The sequence below is a fragment of the Roseovarius sp. genome (assembly GCF_018066915.1).
Taxonomy (GTDB): Bacteria; Pseudomonadota; Alphaproteobacteria; order Rhodobacterales; family Rhodobacteraceae; genus Roseovarius.
The window spans coordinates 40,528-55,787 of record NZ_JAGPVV010000347.1 but is presented as its reverse complement, the minus strand read 5'-3'; the positions used below and the strand labels follow the sequence as shown (position 1 = coordinate 55,787).

Below are 15,260 nucleotides of genomic sequence, written 5' to 3'. Positions count from 1 at the left end.
CGCCATGCACGCATAGTCGTCCATCTTGATGCGATCAAACCAGTTTGAAGGATCGTAAATTGCGCGAAAAGTATGAAATAATTCCATGTTACCAGAATTTGCGCAGTCACAGTTGCTTGTGCACAGATAAGAAAGGTTCTGCGACAGCCCAAACTCACTGCCGAGTGACTGCTTTTTTGAGCCACGGGGCAACTGACTATCCCACCGAAAGTCCACTTCCCGCCCAGAGCGTCGATGATGCCGCGATTGCGAACAATCTCTGTACGGTTAACCAGATCCTGCGGTGTTGCGCTTCGTAGCTACCAGCATGTCGAAAGTACGAAACCGGATAGTCTGCAAAACTTCCTTGTCCTCATTGATGGCCGTCATCAGCTGGCTGATGCAGTAGGCCAGAATGTCTCTGGCATGGACAATTGCCAACCCGTCCACAGATGACTTGATCGCTATCTTGATGCCGTTGTTCTAATACTCTCTGACGCGCGTATCAGGCTTGGTAGAAAATGAAAAGATCAGATGTTCCATCGAGGCCATATCAGCCTTGGGGACGGCATCGAAGAAGTCACCTTGACCGTCTGAAACATTGCAGGGGCTAACGATATGTTTGCAATCAGTGCTGCGCACAATAAACATGGATAGACCGTTGCATCAGAGGTGGGATGGGAAAGCACTTATATAAAGGGAACTCACTGAACCTGTGCAAGGATACGATAGTTATTATTTTTCGTGCGGAACAACCTGCCTGCTAATGGCTTACAACTATAAGGGATACTGGTTTTCTTACCTTTTCTGGTCTCCTTGGTGGCTTTGCCATCATACGTCATTCAAAAATAGTCCACCCGAAATCTGATGTTAAAGAGTACCCTGTCTGGTACTTTCGGTCTTCCTCTTCGCGGCTTTGCCATCATACGTCATTCAAATTTGAGCCATCAATAATAATTGGTCTGATGAGACACGGTGATCTGTCGAGCGGCGTCAGCGAACGAATAGCCTTGTCCTTTCACTACTTTAACCTGACGTGATTTCAGCACGATCGCTTCCGGTTTACATTACTTTCCGACAATTTTGATCCTCCCGCATATTGGGGAAATTTCGACCCAATTGTGGCACATTTTAGTGGGGCACTATCTGGGGCACCACAACGATACTTCCGAAAACTGTCACCTGAAAAAACACTGCGCAGGACACCGAATATATGAATGATTAAAGGAACCAAAATGAACATATTTTTAAACTCACTTTAACCATCTATTAGTAAATCGTCACCCAGAGATGGGTGCAGTCAATTGGAATATAACGAAAAAAACATAAAGAAGGCGCTAAAATACCTCGCCATTGCAATTAAAAATCGCAAAGATGGGGAAATTTATCTACCACTATTTGAGCGACTAGAGAGTGAGCTTGAAAGCTTGCAGGCTAAGACCGAAGTCATAAACAGAGTAAATAAGTGGGCAAATACAAATTAAAGAATAGAAGCTCGAGATCTATGCCCTTCTTTCTCAAGAATTTCATCAATCAAGGCATGAATTTCATTGGGCGTTCGGGGCTTCCAAGTTTTAGTTGGAAAAACAACCAACTCAGCAAGTAGAGCTTGAATCTCTAGTTTAGTTTTCGTGCCATAAACCTCTCGCCCCCGAAGCTTTCTTATCGAGTGCCCCATCATGAAGGCGCGCTCTTCGTTATCAATTTTTGCTACACGCATTCTTGTTTCATAACTGTGTCTGAGGCCAGAAATTTGGTGATTTGCAGAAGGAAATAAGCCTTTTTCCTTGAAGTGTTTTGAGACAGTATTACTAAAGTTCCCTTTACCTCGATAAGCTGGGAAACCACAAGGATTTCTCCTCATAGCTTCCAAGGCAGCACCCAGCAGGGGAACCTTTCTATTCGATGACTTTGTTTTAATTTCCCTTTTGTTGTCGCCCTCAGTTTCAAGCTTTATTTCGATGTGCGGAACCTTTTCAGCTAGCTTAATTGATGTCGCTGGAAGATCATAAATCTCAGTCTGACGACATCCGGTTTCGGCACAAACAATCAAAATATCGCGAGCTTGTTCGTTTAAATCTTTCAGCTTTTCGCCAGTCAAAATTGTTTCCTGAATCCACTTTGGGGTAAATTCTGGTTTCCGGCTCTCGGCAGAAAGTCGCTCCCATCGAGGTTTTTCGATAGGATTTAAATCATTAAACGGGTTGAAATACTCGTCAACGTGCAGATGAGAGTAAAATGCATCAACTATCATCCGAAGATAGCCAATGTGCTTATGGGCGTATGCTGTAGTAATTTCCTCAGTATCGACTCTATTTGCCCAATAGCGGCGAAAGGCGTATGCATCGTCCTTTGTAACCTTGATGACCGGTTTATCTTCAATAGCCTCTTCAAATGTCTTGCTTGCACGCTTGTACTTGTTGCCCCACGTCCGTTTTTGGCGCGCGTTCTTATTTTGCACGTGCGAAGGTAGATATTCTGACATCTTTGTGGCCACTTCTGAGACCATTGTTTCAGGCAATTCAAATCCTCCAAGCGAAGCCGCGAAAAGAGCACTTTGCCCGCTTGGATCTACTGTCTGCAGTTTTGATAATCTGGAAAGGAGCACATCAAGACTGCCTTCGGCCAGCTCGGTCGCCGTTGCCGGGCGTAAGCCCTCCCGGTTTGCGAGCTGAAGCATTGCACGAAATGTCTCCGTTGAACCGGGGGATTGTGTTCCGGCTTCACGAGCCTCAAGCTCCAGAAGCCATTTCTGCTTCACCTGCGGCACTAACGCCTCTGCAGCAAGCTTGCTATCGGTGCCAAGTGACTCGCTTATATGGCTTTGAGCAAAGACATTCCGGTACTTCTTGGGGCACCTCATACGGAACCAAAACACGTTTCCGCGCTTGATGAGATTTTTCATGGCTAGTTCCGAAATTGTATCACAAATTGTATCACATTTCTCGCATACCTCACCCCACACCGCTTGTCCATATTTCAATAAAATTGCTCAAAAACAATAATTTAAAACCAAATTGGCGCGCGCGGCTTAGTTTGAGATGTCCCGCCCCCGGGCACCACTAACTCCACCTTTACTTCAATGACTTGTGACCGCATTGTGCGGCGCACCTTAGTTCTGTCGCGCAGGAAGTGCTCCTCGCGACAGCCCGGGATTTCGCACGAACGTGGGTTTTCAAGACGTGCTGTGCATGACAGACTTGGAACTGATTGGCGTGACCCACACGGGAAACAGGCTTCAGGCACGGTTCGTTCACACATTCACCGGCGCGGTTCACACCCTGGACGCAGATCAGGTTGCGATCGAGGCTGGCAGCCCCCCTGTCCAAGACCTCCACAACGATCTCAGCGCCTGTCTGCAAGAGCCGGGCGCAACGCCGATACCCGGCGGCATCACGCGCATCGGCGGTGCCGTGGCCTTACGCGATATTCATGCCGCAATGCGCGAAGCCCATCTGGCAGCGCGCCTGATCTGGCGCGGGATTTCCAGTGATTGGGCGCACCATCGCGTGGCCGTAAAGAACAAGGCCCACAAGGCTCTCTGATCCGGCCGGGTCAGTTGCCGCAAAATGGCTGCGCGGCGACGGTCAATCCATCGCCGCGCAGATCATGCAGTGGTTACAGGATGAAATCGGACGCGTCGAGATCAGCCAATCTTACGTCGTCGATCCGGAGCACATCGCCTGTGCCGAAATTCAGGAAAGTATCGCCTCTGCGTTCGCTCGCAAGATCGAGCAGCGCATCAAAACTGGCAATCCCATAGGCGCTCAGGTCTATCACGTCTGTGCCAGTCCCGAAATCGGCGATCTTGTCGAGACTGCCATCCCTTGCGAACACAAAGACATCATTGCCAAGGCCACCTTCATAGGTATCAACGCCTTCGCCCCCTTGCAGCGTGTCATTGCCGCGACCGCCAAGGACCCGATCATTGCCATCGCCGCCGTCGATGTTGTCATCACCGCCTCCGCCCTTGAGACGGTCTTTGCCATCGCCCCCGCGCAAGACGTCATCACCAGCATCGCCGCGCAGAATGTCATCGCCGATTCCGCCTTCGACCGTATCATTGCCGCCATCGCCGCGCGCATTGTCGTCGCCGTCGCCGCCCTGCACAAGATCATCTCCCAGATCCCCGCGCAGCGTGTCATCGCCGCCTCCGCCGAGAACGCTGTCGTCACCACGATCCCCGCGAATACGGTCATCCCCCGAACCACCGTCAACCAGGTCGTCGCCCGCCCGTCCCCGCATGTCGTCATCACCGCCATGCCCGCGGATATGCTCCGCCTTTGAGCGTCCGTGAATACGTTCTCCTGATGTCGTGCCGTCGATTGTGACGCTTGGGGGCGTGCCCACATCGCCCGAGCCTTGATCCGGCGTGCCGTCATCGCTGCCCGGCGTTGGCGTGCCGCCGTTTGCAAGGCTGTTCAGGCGCTGCGAATCCGACACTGTGGCGTCACGCTCGATGATGGTTTTGTTTGCAGCGTTCTTGCGCTCGTAAATCCCGTTCGAGATTTCTTCCTTTGTGCCGTCCGCATAGGTGACTTCGATCGATGTGCCGACCACCTCCACGCTGATCACAACCGCAGACCGGGCAGAGAGGCCCGCCTCGAAGGATTCGGCCAGTGCGCCCAATCTGGCGGTATCGGCAGCCGTTGCGCGGCGTTGCTGCACCGTGTCGCCGTCCGAATTCTTGCGCTCGTAAATGCCTGCCTCAACTTCCTCGCGTGAGCCGTCCGCGTATTCGATCTTGATCGTGTTCGATCTCCGTTCGATCGCAAAGATGTCCATTTGGAATACTCCTATCCTCCGACATGGGCCCAACCTACTGCCGCTTGCAGCCGCCCGAACCGCCCAAGGGTCGGGCGAAATTTCCGACCATGGTCTGAAAGGAGGGGGATTAAAAAAATGCCCCCGGCCTCAAAGACCGGGGGCGACGACGGCTAGGTCTGGGGAGCCAAGCACGCCGTTAACGCCCACCCGTGGGATGCTCCGGGATCAGCAAATCCGGGTCATGCGGACCGGCAATCCGGACAGGGTGGTAAGAAATAGGGGTCGTCTCTCTCTCGTGTTGACCAAGAGTTGGGGAACACTCGCGCAACGGCAGGTCCCAAGACAGGGCCGAAAGTCGGGGGCATATCGGCACGAAAGTCTGATCTCCTCCGGCCTCAGAGTCCCTTTTCTCGCGCCATCAAGGCGGCTTCGACCCGGTTGCGAACGTGCAGCTTCTGCAAGATGTAGCTCATGTAGTGCTTGACCGTGGCTTCGCGCAAACCAAGCTCTTCGCCGATTTCCCGATTGGAGGCCCCGCGCGCCACAAGACGGAGAATCTGCTCTTCACGATGCGTCAGATCCGAGATTGGATCGGAGACGCGCGCATTCCGGGTCTTGCCCGCCCCCATCGCCGAGAGCACCTTGCCCGCCAGTCCTGGCGAGATGAAACTGCCGCCCGCGTGCACGCTATGCAGCGCTTCGATCAGGGTCTCGACCGCGACGCCCTTGAGAACATAGCCAGAGGCCCCCGCCTTGAGCGCCCGCAAGAGATCATCATCCTGTTCCGAAACAGTCAGCATGATGATGCGAACGGTTGGAAACTGCTCGGATATCCGTTCGGCAGCCGTCAACCCGTTTCCCGGCATCGAGATGTCGAGCAAGGCGATGTCCGGCAGGACCCTTGCGGTTGCCGCCACCGCGTCATCGGCGCTTGTGCACTCTGCCAGCACCTCGAAACCGCCGTCTTCGTGCAAGGATCGGATGACGCCACCGCGAAACAAGGGGTGATCATCCGCAATGACGATACCGATACGCTCTGTCATGATACACTCTGTTCAATCTGTAGACGCATGATCAACCGCGTGCCCCGCCCCGGTGCCGTATCGACATTGAACATCCCCCCAACACTCTGAACCCGCTCCCGCAACCCGGCGAGACCGATACGCCCGTTGTCGATCTTGGCCTCTGGATCAAAACCACACCCCCTGTCGCTTACCGAGACGACAAGGCTCTCGGCCTGCATCGCAAACTCTACCTTTTGCCCAATGCCGTCCGCGTGACGCCAGGCATTCATCAGGCCTTCTTGCACGAAACGAAAGATGCAAATGAGTTGCGGCAGACCGGGCCGCAGGTTTTCAGCCTCGTCATCGCTGCTATCGAGAATAACATCGGTCTGCGTGCGTTCGGCATGCGCTTCGGCGGCCCTCCGGATCGTTTCCGCGATGCTGGCTCCTTCCAGTTTGGGCAGCACCAAACCGCGCGCCAATCCGCGAATATCGGCCAACGCCTCATCCAGCGCGCGCAAGATCAGCTCTGCCTCCTCGGGTCCGCCGGCCTTGCGCCACGCGCTGATGCGCATATTGGCAAAGGCCAGGGCCTGCGCCGGACCGTCATGCAATTCCGCCCCAATCCGCCTGAGCAGTTGCTCGTTGAGCGCCGAGAATTGTTCCGACGCATTCTGGATGCGCAGGCGCAACAAATCGTTTTGAAGCCCCACCTTGGTGATCTGTCGCAGGCGTTGCTGCAATTCCGACTTTTGAAATTCAATCATCCGACTGCCTGCGCGCACAATGCCGAACAGAGTCACAAAAGTCAGACCAGCAACCGCCGCGACAACCGCCCAAGCCGTCCGGCGCGCGACACGCAGGTCATCATTGAGTTCGCTGGCATCCTGATAGAATTCGGCAACGGCTATGATCTCTCCTGTCCGGATCGAATGGATCGGATTGTAAACTTCGAGCAGCGGCAGACCAAACGCGCGCTCGCCGCGGGATTCGTCGTGGTCCAGATCGTCAAATCCGGCGATGATATCCCCTTCCCAAGCCTCCAAAAGGTCGCCATGCGGCTCGAATGTCTGTCCGATGATTGCTGCATCACTGGCATAGGCCACAAGTCCGCCTTGCTTCCATATCTTGACGGACAGAATCCTTTCCCGCACCGCAGGCCGCGCAAGAATTTCCTCAAGCTTGGCGCGCCGCTCCTTGGACAGCGTATCGCCGTCCGCAAGGTCCTGCGAAAGCGGTGCGATCAGGCTCTCCATGTAGACGGCTGCGGAAATAGCCGAGTTGCGCACCACAGCGCTCTCGATGCGTGAATTGACAAAGGCTCCGATCAGAACCATTCCGATCAGGCTGACAATGCCCCCGACAATGGCAAAGCGGCGGTGCAACGGCAGGCCATGAAACGCCCCGAAGATGCGCGCCGAGGGTTTGACCGGTCCATGGTCCAGACCCGACTCATCGACAGCGTATTCTTTTTCCACAACTGTCACGGGCTCTCCTGCCACACTGCATGCGGTTTCGCGACTTGGGTATCAAGCGGTCATCTGCAACGCCGGATCATCTAAACCGAGTTCCGTCCGTTCTTGCCGGATGTGTCAAGCCTGACAGAGGTTCTACGCGATCCGGAGGCCCCGGTCTTCCGACTAAAGTCGGCTTCTTCGGCTCTTAACCTCAATCCGCACGACAGATGCGCTGATCCCGCGCACGCCCTCAGCCAAGTCCGTTTTCCCTCAGGATACGAGGGATGTTCTGCTTCACCTTGAAAAACCCGGCCGTAGCTTGCGGCCAGATCGCAAGGTCCCAGGCGCGCTGCCACTCGGTCAAGGCGATGCCCCGCGCCGCAAGAGAGGACCGAGCCTCGTCCAACCAGTCAAAAAGAGGACCTTGTGTCACATAAGGGGTCACGATCTGTGTCGCCCCGGATTTCACCGCCCAATCCGCGAGTGCTGCGGGATGATCAGCGCGCGCCATGTCCACCGCCACACCCAGTCGCGCGGCGGCATCGTCGAGCGCGCCCGCCTCGAACCGATGGACCGCCTCGGAGACCGGCAAGGGTGAGCGAAGATGACTGCTGGCCAGTGTCACCACGGCGCGAATATCAAGCGCGGCACGGTCGAAATCCTCGACCCGGCAATCCTCATCGGTGATCAAGAGCAAGGTTGGGCGACCGGGTTGCGGACCCTGCACCGAGCGCAAGGGCTGCACAGGCGGCAACCCCTCCGGCTCGGTCGCCTCAAGCCCTTCTGTCACTTCGGTAAAGTCCGAAGCGCGCGGCGTAAAGCGCCCGTTGGTAAAGGTGGCGATGTTGTCAGCGCGCGCCGGATAGGGCTTGCCTCTGGTGTGCAGGCCAGCCACCCAACGCCAGCCCAATGTGTTCGACGCCGCATCCCCGTCGAGCAGATACCGGTAGAAAAAATCCGCCCCAAGACGCCACGGCAAACCAAGGGTGAAAATCCAAATCGAGGCGAACCACATTCGCGCGTGATTGTGCAGATACCCGGTCTCGACCAGCTCCGCAGCCCAGGCATCGAAACAGGCAAGGCCGGTCTGCCCGTCCATCGCCCGCGCCACCTCGCGGCGCAGGCGGCGGTCGTGATCAAGGGCGGCAAGATCGCTCTCAAGACCCTGCACATAGCTGGCCCAGACCTGCGGACGGCGCTCCAACCAGCCTTTGAAATAGCCGCGCCAGATGACCTCCTGCACGAATTTTTCAGACTGCTCCGGACCATGCGCCGCGACCGCCATTGCCACAACCTCGGGTTCGAGCACCAACCGTCGCCGGATATAGGGCGAAAGCCCTGACACCGCGCTGTGCGCCCCCGGCCCATTGTCGGTGTTGCGACCATTGGCATAGCGCCGCCCCATGCGAGGCGCAAAGGCGGCGAGCCTCGCCTCGCCCGCAGCACGGGTCGCACTCCAGTCGGTCATCGCGGCTCCAATCTCTTGCAATAACAACGGGCAATCTGGGACATGACGCATTCGGCACCGATTTCAATATGGGCGCTGCGCCGCGTGTTATGGGAAAATTTCAGGGCGGTGGAATAATCCCGCCTTTGCCCCGTTTGCCTAGCAGAACAACTTGCAGGAGACGCAGATGCATCGCCCGACATTCCAGACAATCGTCACCCCACATCGGGTGGCCTCGCCCTCGGGCACCTTGCCTGCGCAGGTCATCCAACCGGCGGGATTATCCGGCCTGCCGCCGCTGGTGGTTCTCCACGGTATTTCGCGCAACGCTGATGAGTTGGTGGCTTTATTCACGCCAGAGTCCGAGAGAAGCGGGCGCATCGTGGTCGTGCCGCATTTTTCGGCCTCTGCCTGGCCACATTTCCAGCGGCCATGCCGCGCCGCGCGGCCCGATCAGGCGCTCTTGGCCCTTCTGTCGCATCTGGCCATGCTAGATGCCGCTTTCGCGGGGCCGGTGGACATCTTCGGGCACTCCGGGGGCGCGCAACTCGCGCATCGCTTTGCAATGCTTTATCCGAACCGGGTGGGGCGGCTCAACCTTGCGGCGGCAGGATGGTATTGCCTGCCAGACACCAGCATGGCCTATCCTTACGGTCTTGGGGTTGATGCCGATCCCGGTAGCCTGTCTTGGGCGCGGCGGCATGAACAGGCGCTGAGCGCCTATTTGCGCCTGTCGGTTCAAGTGTTCGTTGGCCTAGAGGATTCGTTGCGCGATGACGCCCTGCGCCAGTCGCCCAAACTGGACCGGGTTCAGGGAGCAACACGCATTGCGCGGGCGCAGACCTATGTCGAGCATTTCCGAGCGGCGGCGCGCGCCAAGGGCATCATACCCGACATCACCCTCACGCAGTTGCCGGGCGTGGGCCATGACGTGGCCCAAGCGATCCGAGACGCAGGCCTCGCCGCCAAGGTGACAAGCCATGGCAACGCGACCTGCGGCTGGCCGTCCCTTGCTGTCGCAAGCTGAATTCTTCCCACCTCTGTTCAGGATACCCCCCATGACACATGACCTCCTTTCCTCTGTCTCCGATGCCAAATGGACCTTCTCGACCCGCCGCGTGGATCGCAGCGCAATTGCCGGAATGGACACTGACTTTGCCGCGGCTCGCCCCGGCGATCTGATCCTCGCGCAGGTCGAAAGCCTTGGGCAACATCAGCGTGTTCAGCTTTCAACGGGGCGTCCGTCCTTGATTTATCCGGGCGACAAGGTGGTGCTGGCTTGCGGCGCGCGCTATGCTCCGGACCAGTTCGAAGGGCTGGCCGAGATTGATGCTGACGGGGCCGACCTGCTGGCCGGGGGCGGCTGTATCGGACGGATGGTGTCCCGCAACGAGCGGATCAGGAACGCAACCCGCCTCTTGCCGATGGGTCGGCTGCTCGATATCGCCGGACAGCCCGTGAACCTCGAGCGCTTCGCCTTGCCGCCCACGAATGTCGCCCGCGATATTCCGGTGATCGTGGTTCTGGGCACGGCGATGAACTCGGGCAAGACATTGGCCACGGCACAGCTCTCGCTGGGGCTGCGGCGCGCGGGCTACAAGGTGGCCGCACTCAAGGGCACGGGCACTGGGGCATTTGGTGATTTCAATGAATATGCAGACACGGGCGCGCATTGGGTGGCCGATTTCACCGATGCCGGCATGGTCACGACCTACCGCGAACCGTTGGAGCGGGTAAAGGCCGGGCTCGACCTCTTGCTGGCCCATGCGGCGGAACGGGGCTGCGAGATTGCCGTCATGGAAATCGCCGACGGCTTGTTCCAGCGGGAAACCGGTGCCTTGATCGCGGACCCATGGCTGCGCGACCGTCAGTCGGGGTTGATCTTTGCCTGCGGCGATGCTGTTGCGGCGGCGGGCGGGGTGGCTGAACTGGCCCGTCATGGGCTGCGCCCCGATGCGCTGACCGGCATCCTCAGTTGCTCGCCCATGGCGGTGGCCGAAGCAGAAGGGGCCACAGGCGTGCCGGTGCTGCGCAAGGGAGATCTGGCCGACCCTGCCGAGGCGAATGTCTTTGCCTTACGCGCGTTTGGCATGGATCGGCGGGCGGCCTGATGGCGCTGCCCCCTCTTCTGGATCGCGGGCGCGGGCGTGGCCTCGCCCTTGTCGCCGCACTCACGCTGGTTCAGGGCGTGGCGGCCGGGGCCGCCGCCTTTGCCACCCGCGCCCTCTTCGAGGCGATGCAGAGCGGTGGTGCCTTGCCGCCCATCGGTCTGGTCGTTCTCGGGGGTGCGGGGGGCTTGATCGCGACCACACGCATCGCCGCGCGGTATCTGGGCGAAGGCATCGGCCAGGACTATGCCCGCCAGATCCGGGCGGCCCTCTTCGAGCACGCAGCGCATATGCCCGCAAGTGCAGTGGCAGAGCGGCGCGCGGGCTATATGTCGCTCCGCTTTGTCGGGGACATGACGGCCTTTCGCAACTGGCTGGGCCTAGGATTGCCGCGGCTTGTCGCAGGGGCCGTGCTGATCCCGACGATGCTTGTGGTGCTCTGGCTGCTCAATTCGGTGTTTGCCATGGCCGTGGTGCCGGTCTTTGGGATCACGCTCTTTGCCATCACGCTCGGCGGCATGCGGTTGATCCCGCTGCAACGGCGCCTGCGGGTGCGCCGGGCACGGATCGCGGCAGACATGGCCGAACGCATGCCATTGGCCCCGCAATTGGACCGTCTGGGCCGACGGGGCAAGGAACTGGCACATCTGGACAAACGCACCACGGCCATGATCCGCGCCGCCCTGCGCCACCGCCTGAGCGCCGAAACCGTCAATGCGCTGCCCGATCTTGCCGCCGGGCTGGCAGCGGCTCTGGTCATTCTGACGGGGCACCGCGCCGGTTTGGGCACTGGCGACATCGCCGCCGCACTGGCCGTGCTGGGGCTTTTGCTATCCCCTCTGCGCGACCTTGGCGGGGTCTGGAACCATCGCGCCGCTTTTCGCGCCGCCGCGATCAAGGCCCAAGCTGCGCTGTCGCGGCAGAAGCGCGATCTCTACCGGGCCGGGCAAAGCCTTTCGAAAGGCACGGTCGATGTCACGTTCGAGGATGTCGTCCTGCCATCGGGTCAAGTGCTGTCCCTGCACGCCAAGGGGGGGACCGAAACCTGTCTGCCCATTGGCGAGGTCGATGCAAAGGCGGTCAGCGACATGCTGCTTGGTCTGGAGACGCCCTCAGCGGGCCGCATCCTCTTGTCGGGTGTGGACCTGCGCGATCTGAGCCGTGGCAGCCTGCGCCGCCATGTGCACAGCGTCAGCAGCAGCCCGGAACTCCTGCAAGGGTCTTTGCGCCGCGCGCTATTGATGGGCTGCGACACCCGACCAGAGGACGCAACGCTCGAACATCTGGCTCGCGACGTGGGCCTTGGCCCCCTGCTCGATCGGCTGGGCGGGTTGGATGGTACGGTTCTGGAGGGGGGCAAGAACCTGACCCACACCGAACGCTTGGCGCTCGGAATCGTCCGTATCAAGCTTTTGCCCCCAAAATTGCTGGTGTTGGGGCTCGAGGTGGATGATGGTCTGCGCATGCGACTGCGGGGACATCTGCCGAAAAGAGGTGCCACCATCCTCCGGCTTGGCGGCGCAGAGCGATACACGTCTTCGGCGGCCTGACGGGCACGCGAGCTTTCCCCCCTTGCCCCCTGCGCTCAATCGGTGATCGCGGCCCCGTCCGAACGCGGATCGGCGGCGGCCTCGATCAACCCACTGGGATGGCGCACCACAGCCCCGGCATGGCCCGCAAGATCCGAATAGGGCGCGATCAGCTCGACCTCATGCCCGGCCCCTCGCAACGCCGCAATCAGGTCCGGATCAAACCGATCCTCGAGTTTCAGTGATGTGGTGTCCTGCCCCCATGTCTTGCCCAAGAGCCAACGGGGGGCGGTCACGGCCGCTTGCAGGTCCATCCCAAACTGCGCGTATCGCGTGAAGACGGCGGATTGCGTCTGCGGCTGACCTTCGCCGCCCATCGTGCCATAGGCCATGATCCGCCCGTCGCGCAATTCGGCCATGGCGGGGTTGAGCGTGTGGAACGGCCGTTTGCCGGGGGCAAGCTGGTTTGGCCCCGGAGCCAGCGAAAACCCCGCGCCCCGGTTCTGAAAGAAAACGCCCGTATCCGGGCAGGTGAGACCAGAGCCGAATTCCCAGAACACCGACTGGATAAAGCTGACGATAGTGCCCTCCGCGTCGCAGGCCCCCATCCAGATCGTATCGCCCTCTTTGGGCTCATAAGGCCAGGGCAGGGCCTTGGTTCTGTCGATCCGCGCCGCCAGCACGTCAAGCGCCGCACCCGTAAGCCAATTCTGCGCCGGTGTCGCCATATGGGTGTGGTCACCCAGTTCGGCATTGCGCCGGATGAACGCCTGTTTGGTGACCTCGATCAACCCGTGGATGTGATCAAAGCCTTCGCCCTTTACCACACCCAAACGGTCAAAGAGACCGAGGATCATCAGGGATGAAACCCCCTGCGTGGGCGGTATCATGTTGTAAAGCCGCCCTTGCGAAGTCTCCAAGGTCAAGGGCGTTACCTGCTCTGCGGCATAGGCGCTAAAATCCTCCATCCGCAGCGGGCTGCCGTTCTCCTCAAGATAGGCGGCATGGGTGCGGGCCAGCGGACCGTCATAATAGGCGCGTAGGCCCTCGTCTGACAGGTGGCGCAGCGTGCGGGCGAGGGCCGGTTGGCGCAGATGCGCGCCTGTCTCTGGCACCTTGCCGCCGATCAGAAACGTCTGGGCAAAGCCCGGAACATCACGCAGCCCCTCCAGCTTTTCGGCCGTGGTGCGGGATTGATTGCCGGTCACGGCGATCCCGTGTTCGGCATAGGCAATCGCCGGGGCCAAGAGGCGCGAGAGCGGCAGCTTTGCGTCCTGCACCCCAAGCGCCGCCTGCCAGCCGCCGATTGTGCCGGGCACCGTCAGCGCGGCCAGACCGCCCCGCGTGGGGATGGCACGAAGATGCCCGCGCACCGCATACCACTCCGGGGTCGCGAGCTTTGCCGCCTGACCGCCTGCGAAGATACCGACCGGCGGCTTGCCCGGCTGCTTGATCAGCCAGAAGCCATCCCCGCCGATCCCGTTCATGTGCGGATAGACCACCGCAATCGTCGCGGCGGCGGCGACCATGGCCTCGATCGCCGTGCCACCGTCGCGCAACACATCGCGTCCTGCCAGAGCGGCGGCGCGGTGGGGCGCGGATACCGCGCCGTTATATCCCAAGGCTGCATGGAGCATGGCTCACCATCCGATCGCTTGGGGCAGCCACGTGGCCAGCCCCGGTGAGAAATACACAAGGCTTAGTGCGACCAGTTGGAGGCCGATGAAGGGTATCACGCCTTTGTAGATGTCCGCGGTCGTGACTTCGGGCGGGGCGACGCCCTTGAGAAAGAACAGCGCCCAGCCAAAGGGTGGCGTGAGAAACGAGGTTTGCAGATTCATCGCCACCAGTATGGCGATCCAGGTCAGATCCGCCCCCGACTGCATGAAAATCGGTAAAAAAAGCGGCAAAGCGATATAGGAAATCTCGATCCATTCCAGAAAGAATCCCAGCACGAAGAGCAAGAGCATCAGGAAAAAGATCTGGCCTTCCAACCCCCCCGGAACGCTGGAAAACGCTGATTGCACCAGATGTTCGCCGCCAAGTCCACGAAAGGCCAGCCCGAACGGCTGGGCAAAGATCAGGATCAGGAACACCATGGCAGAGGTGACAAAGGCTGCGCGCACCGCGTCGCGCAGGATCGAGAGATTGAGCCGCCCCGCCAATGCCGCCAGAACGATAGAGCCAAAGGCACCCATGGAGGCCGCTTCGGTCGGCGCAGCGACACCGCCGATAATCGAGCCCAGAACCAGAACAATCAGGGCAATGGGCGGGAACACGACCTTGATCAGCTTGCCCGCCAACTCACCGCGCAGCATCGCGGCGCGTTCCTCGAGCGGGATGGCGGGTAGGGTCTTGGGCGAGAGAAACCCGAGGATGAGGACATAGCCCACAAAAAGCCCCGCCAGCATCAGCCCCGGCAAAAGCGCCGCCGCAAAGAGCGTGCCCACGGATTGCCCCATGATATCGGCCAGCAGGATGAGAACCAAACTGGGTGGGATGATCTGCCCCAGCGTTCCCGAGGCACAGATCACACCTGCGGCCACGCTGGCGCTGTAGCCGCGCTTGATCACCGGGCCGAGCGCGATCAGCCCCATCGTGACCACGGTCGCGCCAACCACCCCCGAGGCCGCCCCCATCAGCACACCGACAAGGATGATGGCCAGCGCCATGCCGCCGCGCAGCCCGCCCATGGCAAAGCCAATCACCTCCAGCAGGTCTTCGGCTATTCGGGATTTTTCAAGCATGATCCCCATGAAGATGAAGAGCGGCAGCGCCAAAAGCGTGTAATTGGTGATCACCCCGAATATCCGCGCGGGCATCAGCGTGAAGAGCATGGAGCCAAAGCCCATGTAGCCAAAGACAAACCCTGTTACGCCAAGGCAGATCGCCACCGGCATGCCGATCAGCAACAGGATAAAGAACGCGCCGATCATGCAGAGCGCGAGAATTTCTGTATAGGGCATCGG

General features: G+C 59.4%; 12 protein-coding genes. 4 read left to right on the top strand and 8 right to left on the bottom strand.

Features of this window, described 5'->3' with window-relative positions; all coding sequences use genetic code 11:
- Positions 1-267 precede the first annotated feature (267 nt).
- Together KBT70_RS20755 and KBT70_RS19460 are read right to left on the bottom strand one after the other, a co-directional pair.
- Entirely contained in the window at positions 268-447 is a 180-nt protein-coding gene (locus tag KBT70_RS20755; RefSeq protein WP_363271008.1) for a replication initiator protein A, read from the bottom strand.
- A 1,012-nt stretch (positions 448-1,459) separates the two neighbouring features.
- Complete coding sequence (locus KBT70_RS19460; protein ID WP_296638033.1) at positions 1,460-2,884, bottom strand: DUF6538 domain-containing protein; 1,425 nt, start codon at positions 2,882-2,884, stop codon at positions 1,460-1,462.
- Positions 2,885-3,170: 286 nt separating this feature from the next.
- Here KBT70_RS19460 and KBT70_RS19455 point away from each other — a divergent pair, with 286 nt between their 5' ends.
- Positions 3,171-3,524, top strand: coding sequence for a hypothetical protein (locus KBT70_RS19455; protein WP_296638031.1), 354 nt, complete (start codon positions 3,171-3,173; stop codon positions 3,522-3,524).
- A gap of 73 nt (positions 3,525-3,597) precedes the next feature.
- Here KBT70_RS19455 and KBT70_RS19450 read toward each other — a convergent pair whose 3' ends face one another.
- From KBT70_RS19450 to KBT70_RS19435, 4 genes are all read right to left on the bottom strand, one after another.
- A complete protein-coding gene (locus tag KBT70_RS19450; RefSeq protein WP_296638029.1) occupies positions 3,598-4,764 on the bottom strand; it encodes a calcium-binding protein in 1,167 nt (388 codons plus the stop codon).
- 377 nt (positions 4,765-5,141) lie between these two features.
- The gene (locus KBT70_RS19445) at positions 5,142-5,789 is read right to left on the bottom strand and encodes a response regulator transcription factor (protein ID WP_296638027.1); all 648 of its coding nucleotides are present in this window, start codon (positions 5,787-5,789) and stop codon (positions 5,142-5,144) included.
- Positions 5,786-7,237, bottom strand: coding sequence for an ATP-binding protein (locus tag KBT70_RS19440; protein ID WP_296638024.1), 1,452 nt, complete (start codon positions 7,235-7,237; stop codon positions 5,786-5,788). The genes KBT70_RS19445 and KBT70_RS19440 overlap by 4 nt, the downstream gene beginning before the upstream one ends.
- Positions 7,238-7,457: 220 nt before the next feature.
- Positions 7,458-8,675, bottom strand: a complete 1,218-nt coding sequence (locus tag KBT70_RS19435; RefSeq protein ID WP_296638020.1) for an FAD-binding domain-containing protein — start codon at positions 8,673-8,675, stop codon at positions 7,458-7,460.
- 166 nt (positions 8,676-8,841) lie between these two features.
- On the opposite strand from KBT70_RS19435, the gene KBT70_RS19430 reads away from it, so the two are divergent.
- Genes KBT70_RS19430 through KBT70_RS19420 form a run of 3 tightly spaced genes read left to right on the top strand, consistent with a single transcriptional unit; the run spans position 8,842 to position 12,312 of the window.
- Entirely contained in the window at positions 8,842-9,681 is an 840-nt protein-coding gene (locus KBT70_RS19430) for an alpha/beta hydrolase (protein WP_296638018.1), read from the top strand.
- 31 nt (positions 9,682-9,712) lie between these two features.
- The gene (locus KBT70_RS19425; protein WP_296638015.1) at positions 9,713-10,765 is read left to right on the top strand and encodes a hypothetical protein; all 1,053 of its coding nucleotides are present in this window, start codon (positions 9,713-9,715) and stop codon (positions 10,763-10,765) included.
- Positions 10,765-12,312, top strand: coding sequence for an ABC transporter ATP-binding protein (locus tag KBT70_RS19420; protein ID WP_296638012.1), 1,548 nt, complete (start codon positions 10,765-10,767; stop codon positions 12,310-12,312). The genes KBT70_RS19425 and KBT70_RS19420 overlap by 1 nt, the downstream gene beginning before the upstream one ends.
- A gap of 35 nt (positions 12,313-12,347) precedes the next feature.
- Here KBT70_RS19420 and KBT70_RS19415 read toward each other — a convergent pair whose 3' ends face one another.
- Together KBT70_RS19415 and KBT70_RS19410 are read right to left on the bottom strand one after the other, a co-directional pair.
- The gene (locus KBT70_RS19415) at positions 12,348-13,928 is read right to left on the bottom strand and encodes a gamma-glutamyltransferase family protein (RefSeq protein WP_296638010.1); all 1,581 of its coding nucleotides are present in this window, start codon (positions 13,926-13,928) and stop codon (positions 12,348-12,350) included.
- A gap of 3 nt (positions 13,929-13,931) precedes the next feature.
- Positions 13,932-15,257: a TRAP transporter large permease subunit gene (locus tag KBT70_RS19410; RefSeq protein ID WP_296638008.1), complete on the bottom strand. Its 1,326-nt coding sequence runs from the start codon at positions 15,255-15,257 to the stop codon at positions 13,932-13,934.
- Positions 15,258-15,260 lie beyond the last annotated feature (3 nt).

What these genes read in the sequence shown, in the direction of transcription:
- KBT70_RS19435 (WP_296638020.1), bottom strand. Translation starts at nt 8,675, where the DNA reads ATGACCGACTGGAGTGCGACCCGTGCTGCGGGCGAGGCGAGGCTCGCC.
- KBT70_RS19410 (WP_296638008.1), bottom strand. Translation starts at nt 15,257, where the DNA reads ATGCCCTATACAGAAATTCTCGCGCTCTGCATGATCGGCGCGTTCTTT.
- KBT70_RS19455 (WP_296638031.1), top strand. Translation starts at nt 3,171, where the DNA reads ATGACAGACTTGGAACTGATTGGCGTGACCCACACGGGAAACAGGCTT.
- KBT70_RS19430 (WP_296638018.1), top strand. Translation starts at nt 8,842, where the DNA reads ATGCATCGCCCGACATTCCAGACAATCGTCACCCCACATCGGGTGGCC.
- KBT70_RS19425 (WP_296638015.1), top strand. Translation starts at nt 9,713, where the DNA reads ATGACACATGACCTCCTTTCCTCTGTCTCCGATGCCAAATGGACCTTC.
- KBT70_RS19460 (WP_296638033.1), bottom strand. Translation starts at nt 2,884, where the DNA reads ATGAAAAATCTCATCAAGCGCGGAAACGTGTTTTGGTTCCGTATGAGG.
- KBT70_RS19450 (WP_296638029.1), bottom strand. Translation starts at nt 4,764, where the DNA reads ATGGACATCTTTGCGATCGAACGGAGATCGAACACGATCAAGATCGAA.
- KBT70_RS19420 (WP_296638012.1), top strand. Translation starts at nt 10,765, where the DNA reads ATGGCGCTGCCCCCTCTTCTGGATCGCGGGCGCGGGCGTGGCCTCGCC.
- KBT70_RS19445 (WP_296638027.1), bottom strand. Translation starts at nt 5,789, where the DNA reads ATGACAGAGCGTATCGGTATCGTCATTGCGGATGATCACCCCTTGTTT.
- KBT70_RS19415 (WP_296638010.1), bottom strand. Translation starts at nt 13,928, where the DNA reads ATGCTCCATGCAGCCTTGGGATATAACGGCGCGGTATCCGCGCCCCAC.